The 13,342-nt window shown below is 32.2% G+C and carries 14 protein-coding genes; 4 read left to right on the forward strand and 10 right to left on the reverse strand.

Annotation, left to right across the window (positions count from 1 at the left end; all coding sequences use genetic code 11):
• Positions 1–10: 10 nt before the first annotated feature.
• A complete protein-coding gene (locus LQ617_RS03875; protein ID WP_103361904.1) occupies positions 11–790 on the reverse strand; it encodes a Cof-type HAD-IIB family hydrolase in 780 nt (259 codons plus the stop codon).
• 236 nt (positions 791–1,026) lie between these two features.
• Between LQ617_RS03875 and LQ617_RS03880 the strand changes: the two genes are divergently transcribed.
• Both LQ617_RS03880 and rnjA read left to right on the forward strand, forming a co-directional pair.
• Positions 1,027–1,239, forward strand: coding sequence for a DNA-dependent RNA polymerase subunit epsilon (locus tag LQ617_RS03880; RefSeq protein ID WP_025905181.1), 213 nt, complete (start codon positions 1,027–1,029; stop codon positions 1,237–1,239).
• Positions 1,240–2,913 (forward strand): ribonuclease J1, encoded by a 1,674-nt coding sequence (rnjA, locus tag LQ617_RS03885; RefSeq protein ID WP_025905182.1) that lies wholly within the window; start codon positions 1,240–1,242, stop codon positions 2,911–2,913. It abuts the gene before it with no gap.
• 43 nt (positions 2,914–2,956) lie between these two features.
• Here the strand turns inward: rnjA and LQ617_RS03890 are convergent, their stop codons facing one another.
• Genes LQ617_RS03890 through LQ617_RS03900 form a run of 3 tightly spaced genes read right to left on the reverse strand, consistent with a single transcriptional unit; the run spans position 2,957 to position 6,009 of the window.
• Positions 2,957–3,619: a potassium channel family protein gene (locus LQ617_RS03890; RefSeq protein ID WP_025905183.1), complete on the reverse strand. Its 663-nt coding sequence runs from the start codon at positions 3,617–3,619 to the stop codon at positions 2,957–2,959.
• Between the two features lie 27 nt (positions 3,620–3,646).
• A complete protein-coding gene (locus LQ617_RS03895) occupies positions 3,647–4,663 on the reverse strand; it encodes a cytochrome d ubiquinol oxidase subunit II (RefSeq protein ID WP_239739591.1) in 1,017 nt (338 codons plus the stop codon).
• Positions 4,663–6,009 (reverse strand): cytochrome ubiquinol oxidase subunit I, encoded by a 1,347-nt coding sequence (locus LQ617_RS03900; RefSeq protein ID WP_037587409.1) that lies wholly within the window; start codon positions 6,007–6,009, stop codon positions 4,663–4,665. The genes LQ617_RS03895 and LQ617_RS03900 overlap by 1 nt, the downstream gene beginning before the upstream one ends.
• Positions 6,010–6,194: 185 nt before the next feature.
• Here LQ617_RS03900 and LQ617_RS03905 point away from each other — a divergent pair, with 185 nt between their 5' ends.
• Together LQ617_RS03905 and LQ617_RS03910 are read left to right on the forward strand one after the other, a co-directional pair.
• The gene (locus tag LQ617_RS03905) at positions 6,195–6,425 is read left to right on the forward strand and encodes a glutaredoxin family protein (RefSeq protein WP_107565766.1); all 231 of its coding nucleotides are present in this window, start codon (positions 6,195–6,197) and stop codon (positions 6,423–6,425) included.
• Entirely contained in the window at positions 6,425–7,186 is a 762-nt protein-coding gene (locus LQ617_RS03910; protein ID WP_126476965.1) for a metallophosphoesterase, read from the forward strand. Before LQ617_RS03905 ends, LQ617_RS03910 begins: the two co-directional genes overlap by 1 nt.
• Before the next feature lie 80 nt (positions 7,187–7,266).
• Here LQ617_RS03910 and ptsP read toward each other — a convergent pair whose 3' ends face one another.
• From ptsP to LQ617_RS03940, 6 genes are all read right to left on the reverse strand, one after another.
• Complete coding sequence (gene ptsP, locus LQ617_RS03915; RefSeq protein WP_037587406.1) at positions 7,267–8,979, reverse strand: phosphoenolpyruvate--protein phosphotransferase; 1,713 nt, start codon at positions 8,977–8,979, stop codon at positions 7,267–7,269.
• Positions 8,979–9,245, reverse strand: a complete 267-nt coding sequence (locus LQ617_RS03920) for a phosphocarrier protein HPr (protein ID WP_016912884.1) — start codon at positions 9,243–9,245, stop codon at positions 8,979–8,981. The genes ptsP and LQ617_RS03920 overlap by 1 nt, the downstream gene beginning before the upstream one ends.
• 136 nt (positions 9,246–9,381) lie before the next feature.
• Entirely contained in the window at positions 9,382–10,299 is a 918-nt protein-coding gene (locus LQ617_RS03925) for a pseudouridine-5'-phosphate glycosidase (RefSeq protein ID WP_239739592.1), read from the reverse strand.
• On the reverse strand, positions 10,299–11,390 hold the full coding sequence (locus LQ617_RS03930; RefSeq protein WP_239739594.1) for a carbohydrate kinase: 1,092 nt from the start codon (positions 11,388–11,390) through the stop codon (positions 10,299–10,301). The genes LQ617_RS03925 and LQ617_RS03930 overlap by 1 nt, the downstream gene beginning before the upstream one ends.
• 150 nt (positions 11,391–11,540) lie before the next feature.
• Positions 11,541–12,077, reverse strand: coding sequence for a hypothetical protein (locus tag LQ617_RS03935; protein ID WP_025905191.1), 537 nt, complete (start codon positions 12,075–12,077; stop codon positions 11,541–11,543).
• 72 nt (positions 12,078–12,149) lie between these two features.
• On the reverse strand, positions 12,150–13,322 hold the full coding sequence (locus LQ617_RS03940) for a class I SAM-dependent rRNA methyltransferase (RefSeq protein WP_204254992.1): 1,173 nt from the start codon (positions 13,320–13,322) through the stop codon (positions 12,150–12,152).
• Positions 13,323–13,342: the final 20 nt, after the last annotated feature.

The raw sequence follows: 13,342 nt of genomic DNA on the forward strand, positions 1-13,342 counted from the left end.
AATTCACATCCTATTCATCTATCAAACCTAATTCTTTACAAGCATAGTATATACCATTTTCACTTACATGTTTCGTTTCAAAATCACAAACTTCTTTTAGTGCGTCAACGGCATTTCCCATTGCTACACCACACCCTACTTCAGTAATCATTTCTACATCATTTGGTCCATCACCGAATGCAACTACTTCGCTTAATGGGAATCCTAATTTATCACTGAGTTCTTTTATGCCTTCTGCTTTAGAACGATCATTCGGCACTACATCTCTACTTAGTGGATGCCATCTATAGAATTTCAATGCATTGAATTGATTATCGTACTTGTCATCTTCATCGTCAGCATGGAAAATAAGCGCTTGATAGACTGGGTGATCAAGATAATATGTATTGTGATATTCTGGATAATCCATCTTTAATGTTCCAAGACTTTCAGAAATGTCGTTATCACTTTCTACATTTGCATATACTGCAGTTTCACCGAAGAATACTAGTGGATGATTATTTGCATGTGCTTTGTCTACTATGCTCGTCAGTTCCTCTTTATTTAATGGATATTTACTTATAATTTCTCCATTATATACAACAATTTGTCCGTTTAGCGAAACAAAAGTATCAATACCTGTTTCTTTAATAACTTCTTTAAACATATATGGTGCTCTACCTGTTGCAATTGCGACGATATGGCCAGCTTCTTTTAATTTTTTTATCGCATCAATAGTTGATTCTGGAATTTCTTTGTTTTCATCATAGATTGTACCATCTATATCGAAAAATATTAATTTCTTATTCAACTTTCATCGCCTCCTTGTCTCTATTCTAGTTGATAATCAATATATATGAAAGATTTAGTTAAATATCTTTATTTATCTCTAATTATCATGTAAAATGAACTTATTAAAAAGGTATTTATATATTTTCATATAATTACTTTTAAAAATGTACGGGAATCAAATTTCGAAATTGACAAACCCTAGACTTAAAAACTAGGGCTTTATTTATGTTAATTAACCTAGGAGGATTTATATATATGGCAGTATTTAAAGTATTTTATCAAGAAGACAAAAGTGAAGTAATCGTACGTGAAAGTACACAAACAAAATATTTCGAAGGACAAACTGAAGAACAAGTTAGAAGATATTTATCTGACCGTAATTACAATATCGAATTTGTCCAAAAATTAGAGGGCGCTCATTTAGAATATGAAAAGAAATCAGATCACTTTAATGTGGAGACAATCTAAATGAAGCCTTTACAAAAAAATGAAGTAGGCGTATACGCGCTGGGTGGTCTCGGTGAAATTGGTAAAAACACGTACGCCCTCGAATATCAAGATGAAATCATAGTCATCGATGCAGGTATTAAATTCCCTGATGACGATCTTCTTGGTATCGATTACGTGATACCAGATTATACGTACTTAATTCAAAATAAACATAAAGTGAAAGCTTTATTTATCACTCATGGACACGAAGACCATATTGGTGGTGTCCCATTTTTATTAAAACAAATGAATGTTCCGATTTATAGTGGACCACTTGCTTTAGGTCTTATTAGAAATAAATTGGAAGAACATAATTTATTGAAGACAGCTCAATTAAATGAAATTGATGAAGATTCAGTATTTGAATTTAAACATTTCAAGATTTCATTTTATTTAACAACTCATAGTATTCCAGAAGCATACGGGATTATTGCAGATACACCAGAAGGTAAAATCGTTCATACAGGTGACTTCAAATTTGATTTCACACCTGTTGGTAAACCTGCAAATATTGCTAAAATGGCTCAACTTGGTGAAGAAGGCGTATTATGTTTGTTATCAGACTCTACAAACTCTGAAGTTCCTAACTTTACTTTAAGTGAAAAGGAAGTTGGACAAAACGTTGATGAGATTTTCCGTAAATGTTCAGGTAGAATTATTTTTGCAACATTTGCTTCTAATATTTATAGAGTTCAACAAGCTGTTGAAGCAGCCGTTAAATACAATCGTAAAATCGTTGTCTTCGGTCGTTCAATGGAGAACAACATAAAAATTGGTACAGAATTAGGTTATATCAAAGTACCACCTGAAACATTTATTGAACCTAACAAAATTAATACCGTTCCTAAACATGAAATTCTTATTTTATGTACAGGTTCTCAAGGTGAACCAATGGCAGCTTTATCAAGAATTGCGAATGGTACACATAGACAAATCAGCATTATTCCAGATGATACAGTTGTATTCAGTTCATCACCTATTCCAGGTAACACTAAGAGTGTAAATAGAACAATCAACGCATTATACAAAGCTGGTGCTGATGTTATTCACGGTAAATTATCTAACATTCATACTTCAGGTCACGGTTCACAAGATGAACAAAAATTAATGTTACGTTTAATTAAGCCTAAATATTTTATGCCGATTCACGGTGAATATAGAATGCTTAAGAAACATAGTGAAACTGGTGTGAACTGTGGTGTAGATCCAGATAATATATTCGTATATGAAATTGGCGATGTCCTTGCACTTACAAAAGATTCTGCAAGATATGCTGGCCGTATTCCATCAGGAAATGTATTTGTTGATGGTAGCGGAATTGGAGATATCGGTAATGTCGTTATCAAAGACCGTAAAGTCCTTTCTGAAGAAGGTCTTGTAATAGTTGTTGTAAGTATAGATTTCAAAACGAAACAACTGCTTTCAGGTCCAGATATCATCTCTAGAGGATTTGTATATATGAGAGAATCAGGTCATTTAATTTACGATGCACAACGATTAATCAAGAAAGCTGTTATTGAGAAGCTAAACAATAATGATAAAGTAGAATGGCATCACGTTAAATCTACAATTACTGAAGCTTTACAACCTTATTTATACGAAAAAACAGCTCGTAAACCAATGATTTTACCAATTATCATGAAAATTAAATAAAACATTAAAACACCCGTAATTTCTAAAAATTACGGGTGTTCTTTTATTCGTTTACGAGTTTTTTCTCAAATCTATTTAAATCATTGTCATGCCCTATCACGATTAATATATCATGAAATTCAATATTTTCATTTGGATCTGGTGCTACGATGATATCTTTACCTCTTTTAACCGCAATGATATTTATACCGTAATTTGCACGTACATCCAATTCTAATATAGAACTACCAGCAAGTCTTTCCCCTGCTTTAATTTCTACAATTGAATACTCATCAGAGAGTTCTAAGTAGTCTAGTACAGATGCACTAGCAACATTATGTGCGATACGACGACCCATATCTCTTTCTGGATGGACAACAGTATCCGCACCTATTTTATTCAGAATTTTAGCGTGATAATCGTTCTGAGCTTTAGCTGTAACTTTTTTAACACCTAATTCTTTAAGAATTAATGTTGTTAACGTACTCGCTTGTATATTCTCACCTATCGCAACAATGACATGATCGAAATTGCGTATACCTAAACTTTTCATGACCGCTTCATCTGTTGTATCTGCAATCACCGCATGTGTGGCGATATCACTGAACTCATTCACTCTTGCTTCATCTGCATCAATGGCCATTACATCCATATCTAAAGCATTGAGCTCTCTTACAATACTTCCGCCAAATCGGCCTAAACCTATAACTACATACTCCCTACTCATGATATGCCTCCATACTTTATAATAATATTATTTTTTACCTTTAACGTAATCAGCATCAAAGATAAATAATCTTAATAATAATATAAGCGATGGCACGAGTAAAAGTAAACCTAAAATAAATACGATTACAAGCATTAATGCCATTTGATCGTTTACAACTGCTTTATCAATATTGATAAATGGATCTAAAATATACGGCAATTTACTTACACCATATCCGAAGAATGCTGTACCAAATTGTAATAATATCATGATAAATGCAACGCCGTGTGCTTTTTTAAAGTATATTAATCCAACAGCAATGATAAAGAATATAATACTTAAACCGAATAACCACCAATAGCTGCCGACTGCACTATTAAAATGCGTTTCATTATGTTGTCTTAATGATAAGAAAACGAACTGACAAATGATGATCATTGGAATTGCCCATATAAGGAACCACTGTCTCAATAAATGATATGCTTCAGAATCTTTAGCTTTATTCGAATAAAATGTTAAAAATCCTGATGAAATATATAACACTGAGATAATTGCTAAAAATACAACTGCCCATGCATATGGACTTAATAATAAATCAACCCACTGTAGGTGAACGCCATCACTTGTTTCTTTAATATAGCCACCTTCAGCAATTGTTAAAATGGTTGATAATGATGCTGGAATCAGTAAACCTGTTCCACCATATAAGAATAACCATGATAACTTACTATCTTGTCCATAGTTTTCAAATGCGTAAAAGCTACCACGAATGGTTAGTAAAATTAATGCAATACTACCAGGTATTAATAATGTTGACCCGAAATAATATGCAGAGTCTGGGAAGAATCCAACTATTCCTACAAAGAAGAATACGAAGAACACATTTGTTACTTCCCAAACTGGATTTAAATATCTAGAAATCAAGTTATTGATAATATGATCTTGCTTCGTTAATTTAGCGTGAAATGCGAAGAATCCTGCACCAAAATCAATCGCACCAATAATAATATAACCAAACAGAAAGAGCCAAAGCACTGTAATACCTATATGTTGATAATCCATTATACTTCACCCTTTCTGTCTATTATTTTGTTCACATCATCAGTCGCTTTACTGTGACTAAACATTCTAATAAGTACATAACTTGATGAAATACCAAGAACTAAATAAAGTATTGCGAATGCAATGAATACAAGTGCAAGTCCATCAGCATTTGTTGCAGCTTCTGCAACTTTTAAGTAACCTCTTAATATCCAAGGTTGTCTACCCATCTCAGCTAAGAACCAACCAAATTCAATTGCAAGCATTGCAAGTGGTCCCGTTAATACTGCTAAATATAAGATTGGTTTACTATATTGCGACCATTTTTTCACCCATTTTAATACGACAAATAAAGCTGAAACGACAAAACAATACACACCAAAGAATACCATCAAATCAAAGAAATAGTGAATGATAAGTGGTGGTGTTTCATCACTCTTAAATTCGTTTAATCCTTTAACTTCAGTATTAAAATTACTATCTGATAAGAAACTTAAAGCGCCAGGAATTTTAATAGCACCTTTAACTTCTTGTTTATCTTCATCAACTACCCCAAATAATACTAGGTCTGCTTTTGATTCACTTTCAAAATGCCACTCCATAGCTGCTAATTTTTCAGGTTGTTCTTGATGTAAGAACTTAGCTGATAAATCTCCTGCTAACATTGCAAGTAAACTCGCAATTAAACCAACTATCATTGTAAGTTTAAGAGCTTTTTTATGATATTCTTTATCGTCTATAAATTTATTCTTAATTAAACGATATGCTGCTATACTTGCTAAAATAAATGCAGCTGTCATAAACGCAGTCGCTATAACGTGAAATGCTCTAATACCGAATGATGCATTAAACATCGCAGCGATTGGATCAATGTTCATCAATTTTCCATTGATAAAATCGAATCCATTTGGCGTATTCATGAAAGAATTCACAGATGTAATAAAGAACGCTGAGAATGTACCACCAATAATTACTGGTAACGTAATTAAAAAGTGCGTCCATTTACCTTTGAATCTATCCCACGTATATAAATAAATACTTAAGAAAATAGCCTCAAAGAAAAAGGCGAATGTTTCCATAAATAATGGTAGCGCAATAACTTGCCCACCTAATTGCATAAATGCTGGCCACAATAATGATAATTGTAGACCAATAATTGTTCCCGTAACTACTCCGACCGCTACAGTAATCGTATACCCTTTAGACCAACGTTTTGCCATTGCTATATACATAGGATTATTGTTCTTAATACCTATGAATTCAGCAATTGCAAACATTAATGGGATCCCCACACCAATTGTTGCAAAAATGATATGGAATCCCAATGTCATAGCAGTTAGTAAACGACTTATAACTACTGCATCCATAATATTCCTCCATTCAACGTTTGTGATATACATCACAATTTAATCTTATTATACAACACTTTAATCATTTGTGAAATGTTTAACATTTACAAAGTAATGACAAATTAATGGCAAAATAGGACATAATCGTTGAACGCTTTAAAAAATCATTTATAATATGTCTATATAAAGTTGAGGTGAAAGCTATGAGTGAAGTTACAATTTATACACAAGACCAGTGTCCCCCTTGCCAATTTGTAAAACAATATTTTAATGAAAAAGAAATTCCGTTTACAGAAAAAAATATAAAAAACAAACAATTTAAAAACGAACTTATTGATCTAGACAGTTTTTCAACACCTACTGTTCTCATTAATGGAGAAGTTTTTTATCAAGTTGATATAGAATCTTTTAATAAAGCATTAGGCATTCATTAATGAAGATTCAATTTCCAAGTTCTAAAATTAAAGTCACCACACATTCTATTGATACAAACTTAAAATCAAATCTGAAGCTCATTCATATAACAGATTTACATTTAGGTTATTATTCTAATTTAGAAAATTTATATCAACTTGTACGTCTTATCAATGAGCAAGAAGCAGATATTGTTTGTTTCACAGGTGATTGTTTTGATGATATTGCTCAAATTTCATTTGACCCTTATCTAGTTATACCTTTATTTCGTACAGTTCAATCAAAATATGGAAAGTTTTTTGTTCCAGGCAACCACGATTACGGTTCAAACGGCATTCATACGGTATTAGATATCATGAATAAATCGGGTTTTGAAGTCTTGTTAAACAATTCTTACGTCGTCAACACACCTGATGGTAATATTCAGATTAACGGTATTGACGATTTATGTTTTGGTCAGCCTAATTTTAGCAGTTCATTCCAAGTAACTAATTGTCGTATAGACTTTCGAATTGGACTCGTACATGAACCTGATAAAGTTAAATTATTAGATCCAAACATCCATTTAGTACTTTCTGGACATACACATGGTGGTCAAGTTCGACTTCCTAAGATTGGCGCTATTTATACTCCAACTTATGGAAAAATATATAAACAAGGTTTGTATCAAATTAGAACTGGACAATACCTCTATGTTAATCAAGGCATAGGTATGACAAGACTACCTATTAGAATATTTTGTTCACCTGAAATTGCGATATTCAACTTGAACGCTCATTAAAATCTGAAAAGATCATTCACATATAAAAACAGAGCAGTTATCTACTTAATGTTAAGAGATAACTACTCTGTTTTTTAATTTTAAAGAATTTGATTAACGAGTTCTACAACTTCTTCTTCTGTTGCACAGTTAATTGCTTTGTTCGCTAATTCTTGCATTTCTTTTTGATCTAATTGTTTGATTTGCTTTCTAGCTTTTAGAATACTTGTCGCACTCATAGAGAATTCATCTAAACCTAATCCAAGTAATAATGGAATTGCTGTATTGTCTCCAGCCATTTCTCCACACATACCAGTCCATTTACCTTCTTTATGAGAAGCTTCAATTACTTGCTTAACTAAGCGAAGAATTGCAGGGTTATATGGTTGGTATAAGTAAGAAACACGCTCAGACATACGGTCAGCAGCCATTGTATATTGGATTAAATCATTCGTACCAATACTGAAGAAATCAACTTCTTTAGCGAAGATGTCTGCAAGTGCTGCAGTAGATGGAATTTCTACCATAATACCGATTTCGATATCATCCGCAACGTTAACACCTTCAGAAACTAATTTTTCTTTTTCTTCAAGTAAGATTGCTTTAGCGTCTCTAAATTCTTTAATAGTTGCAATCATTGGGAACATGATATTTAACTTACCAAATTCAGAAGCACGTAATAAAGCTCTTAATTGTGTTCTAAAGATATCAGTTTGATCTAAACATAAACGAATCGCTCTATATCCTAAGAATGGGTTCATTTCTTTAGGTAAGTTTAGGTAAGATAATTCTTTATCTCCACCTATGTCTAAAGTACGAACGACAACACGTTTGCCGTCCATTTCTTTTAAGACTTTGCTATATGCTTCAAATTGTTCTTCTTCTGAAGGCATATTGTCTCTACCCATGTATAAGAATTCAGTACGGTATAAACCGATACCTTCTGCGCCGTTATTTTTAACACCTTCTAAGTCATTAGGTGTACCAATATTCGCAGCTAATTCTACATGAACACCATCTTTAGAAACAGATTCATCATTAACTAATTTAGCTAATTCTTCTTTTTCAGCTAAGAAGTTTTTCTGTTTTTGTTCGTATGCTTGAACTTCGTCATCTGTTGGGTTAATGATTACATCACCAGATAAACCATCAATGATTAAACTATCACCATGGTTAACGCGATCAGTAATATCTTTAGTACCTACAACAGCTGGAATTTCTAATGAACGACTCATTATTGCTGAGTGTGAAGTTCTTCCACCGATATTTGTCGCAAAACCTTTAACAAACTCTTTGTTAAGTTGCGCAGTGTCAGATGGTGTTAAATCTTCACCTACAATAATAACGCTTTCATTGATCATACTAGGATTTGGTAATTCTACACCTAAAATATGTGCCAAAACACGTTTAGAAACGTCACGAATATCTGCCGCACGTTCTTTCATGTATTCATTATCCATATTTTCGAAGATTGTAATGAAGTTTGTTGATACTTCATTTAATGCAGTAGGTGCATTTACTTTGTTATTGCGAATATTTTCTTCAATTGGATTTAATAATTCTGGATCTTCTAACACTAATAAATGCGCATCAAAAATCGCAGCTTTATCTGCACCAAGTTGTTTTTCAGCATTATTACGAATTTGAGTTAATTCAACTTTTGATTGATTAACAGCCGCTTTAAACTTTTCAACTTCGCCGTCTACATCGCTGATATTTTCGCTTGAAAACGATAAGTCAGGTTCAACTAATAAATATGCTTTACTAATAGCCACACCATCAGATGCAGCTATACCTTTTAATAATTCAGACATTATTTAGTTAATCCTTCTTTAGATAATACTTCAGTAATTGCTTCGATAGCTTCTTTCTCATCACTACCCTCAGCGTAGATAGTAATTTCAGCATCTTTACCAACACCTAGGCTCATTACACCCATAATTGATTTTAAGTTAACTTTTTTAGCGTTATATTCTAATTGTACATCTGAATCAAATTTAGATGCAGTTTGAACTAACATTGTTGCTGGTCTAGCGTGAATACCCGTTTCGTCAATAATTACGTATGAATTTTGTTCCATTTTTATTGTCTCCTTCTGATACCTATATTAAATTTGTATAAAATCAAATTTTATCTATACGATTAAAGAATATCAAAAAACCACTTACAATTCAATCATATTACATAAGTATGCAATTATTTGAGCTGATTATTCTTTATTTTTGAAGGTTCGTGTATTCAACTGCTATTTGTGTACCAATTTTAGCGTTATGTTCAACAAGTTTAATATTTGTTTCTAATGATTTACCTTCAGATTGCTTAACGATTTCACCTAATAGGAATGGTGTAGAATCTTTGCCGTGAATACCTTCTTCTTCAGCTTTAGCAACTGCTTTGTCAATAATACCATTGATGAAACTTGGCTCTAATTGATCCTCTTCTGGTACCGGGTTAGCGACAACAATACCTGTTTCTAAACCTAAGTCCCATTGTACTTCTGCAAGTTTCGCGATTGTACTTACTTCATCAATTCTTGTGTTTAATTTAAGGCCACTTTCTCTTGTAAAGAATGCTGGAAGTTCATCAGTTTGATATCCAACTACCGGTACACCTTTTGTTTCTAAATATTCTAATGTTTTGTCTAAGTCTAAAATTGATTTAGCACCTGCACAAATGACAGCTACTTTCGTTTTTGAAAGTTCATCTAAGTCTGCAGAAATATCCATTGTATGCTCAGCACCTTTATGAACACCACCGATACCACCAGTAACAAAGAATTTAATATCTGCTAATTGAGCACAAATCATTGTTGAAGCCACTGTTGTTGCACCAATTTTTTTAGTTGCTAATATTTCAGCGATATCTCTTCTAGAAACTTTTGCTACATTTTCTGCACTTGCTAATAATTGTAATTCTTCTTCGCTCAATCCAATTTTAATTTTTCCATCAATAATTGCGATTGTTGCAGGTACCCCACCATTATCTCTTACAATTTGTTCTACTTTTTGTGCCATTTCTACGTTTTGAGGATAAGGCATACCATGTGAAATAATTGTAGATTCTAAAGCAACAATTGCTTTACCTTCCTCTTTTGCTTTTTCTACTTCTTTTGAAAATTGAATATAGTTTTCCATTATAAAGCCTCCATGTCCTTAATTAATTGTTTTTTATCTAAATCTTGTCTTACTGTATAAGCTGTTTGAATTGTTTTAGATGCATTTGCTTTTGCTAAATCAATAATTTTGTCGATTTCATATGATTTCAACCATCCATAAATTAAACCTGATGTAAATGCATCACCGGCACCTGTTACATCAACGACATTATCCACTTTTTTAACTTCAAATTGTCGTTGACCTTCCTCACCATCATAAATAATATTATCTTTACCTGATGTCACAACTAAGTTCTTCACACCTAGTGATCTAATTTCACCAATGTATTGAATTAATTCTGCTTCTGTTTGTGCATCTTTACCTGCGAATGATTCAACTTCATCTTTATTTAATATGAGCCAATCAACCGCATGTAAATTATGAGGTAGACGATTCATTTTAGGTCCCGAAACTGCAATCAATACTAATTTAATCTTTTTCTTCTCTGCATATGAACATAAAAACTCTATCGTCTCTTTAGGACAGTTTAAATCTGCAATAATACATTTTGATTTATTGAGTAAATATGTGTTTTTAATCATAAATTCTGGCGTAATTTTGTCATATACTGACATGTCCGCAAACCCCATCGTCATACTACCATGTTGATCTAACAATGCCGTATAACTTCCCGTTGATTCACTAGAAATCTTCTCAACATAATCCACATTCATAAATGGTGATGATAAATCAGAAATATGTTGCCACTCTGCATCATTACCTGAAGTCGTTAATAACAGAACATCTTCACCGATGCGTCCTAAATTCTCAGCAACGTTTCTAGCAACGCCACCAATAGAAGTTTCAGAAGTTACTGGATTTGAAGTACCCTGCACTAATTCGTCTGTAATATGAAATTTCCTATCTATGTTAGCCCCACCAATACAAACAATTGGATTTTGCTCGTTTAACACATATGCTTTCCCTTGAACATATTCTTTCTTAACTAAACCTGAAATAATATTTGCAACTGCAGGTCTAGACAAACCAACTTTATCCGATAACTCTTGTTGTGATATAAAAGGATTCTCTTTAATTAAGTTAAGAATTAATTTTTCATTTTCATTCATTAATTTCACCTCACAAACATTTGTTTATATTTCAAACTTTAGTTTACATTTTGATTATAAAGCGTTTTCAGAATAATTGCAAATATAAAATAAAAAATTACACAAAAATAAGCTAAGACATTACAAAATGCCTTAGCTTATTTCAATATTTTATTCACCTATAAAGTCTTGAATGACTGTTTCACATTTTTTAATGTGATCTTCACCCATTTTTTTCATTAAATAATAACTAATTGAACCAGCAACTGCTTGTCCAACTAATGGTACCCATCTTGATTGTTTTGCCGCTTCTCTTTTTACAACTGATCTAAATATAACTTTTACCATTGCATTCGTTACTTTTTGACCAATAAACTGGCTACCTCTCATTGCAGCTGATGTTAAAACTTTTTGTTTTAAATCATCTTGCATTTTATTAACTTGTTTATGGCTTAATCCATAAATTTTATTAATATCTTCAATGATATCGCCCATTAATTTAATATCCATACCAACACCAAGTCCTGGGATTGGTACTACATTTGCAGCTGAAGACATTAATGACTTCTTATGAATAAGTTCTTTAGCTTTTTTTCTACGTTCTAACAATTCTTCTTGTGAAGTTGGTAATTCAGAACGTTTCTTTATTTCTTGTATACCAAATGCTTTATTACCTGCTTTTGTCGTAATTTTATCGAAAATTCCCATTGTTTCCATTCTCCTCACAGTTCGATTATATTCAAACATTATTATAATAATATATACCCGAACTAGGAAATTTTAACCATTTATTTGTACGAATACGACTTTCAAGTATTTACTTGGTTTATAGTGTGGATGACTCTTGAAGTCTTTAGGTAATCCCATTACATCAGAGATTGTATAATCTACACCTAATTGATCTAATGTTTGATTAATCATTTTTTTGAATGCTTTTTGTGGAAAAGCACTTGAATTTGTACTTAACACTAAGTTACCATTCTCGTTTAATAATTCTAATGCACCTTCAATTAATTCAGGATAGTTTTTCTGAACACTAAAAGTCTTTTTCTTATTACGTGCAAAGCTTGGTGGATCAATAACGACAACGTCATAACTTAAACCATGTCTTAAAGCATATTTGAAATAATCAAATACATCCATTATAAATATATGGTTCTGATTAAGATCCATAGTATTTAAACCAAAGTTTGCTTCAGTTAATGGTCTAGCTCTATTAGCTAAATCCACACTTGTAGTAGATAGAGCATTTTCACTTGCTGCAACTGAAAATGCACCCGTATAACTAAATAAATTCAATATATCTTTATCTTGACTATAGTGGTCTCTTAATTTTTTTCTAACATCTTTTTGATCTAAGAAAATACCTGTCATTGGCCCATCATCAAGGTTAATATTATAGAACATATGGTTTTCTTCTATGACATATGGAAATTCTGGTGCTTCACCCGTTACGAAGTCTGACGCTGTTTCCATTCCTTTAAATCTTCTTTTCTCAAAAATTGATTTATAATCGAAGACTTCTTTAATTGCAGGTAATATTCTATCTTTTAATCGATATATACCTACTGAGTACCATTGAACTAATAAATGACCGTCATAATGATCAATTGTCAGTCCACCAATTCCATCGCCTTCAGCATTAAATAATCTATATGCATTGATACCATCTACATTTTCATAATATGCTCTATCATTTTTAGCTTCTTCAAATAACTTTACAAAAAAGTTATGATCAATCTTCTCAGTTGAGTCTAATGATAATACCCAACCTATACCTTTATTTTGTTCACCATAATATGCAGTTGCTATGAATCTTTTACCTGCATCAACAAGTGCAACTAATTCACCTTCATCCATTTTAGGCATATCAAAAACGTCGTCTTTTTCAACTAGAGGATATCCTCTTAAATATTTATCTTCTTTTCCTTTTTTGAGCATTAATTGTTTCATTATATATTAGCCATCCTTTC

The organism is Mammaliicoccus sp. P-M59 (assembly GCF_022386135.1).
In the GTDB taxonomy this organism is placed as follows: Bacteria; Bacillota; Bacilli; order Staphylococcales; family Staphylococcaceae; genus Mammaliicoccus; species Mammaliicoccus sciuri_A.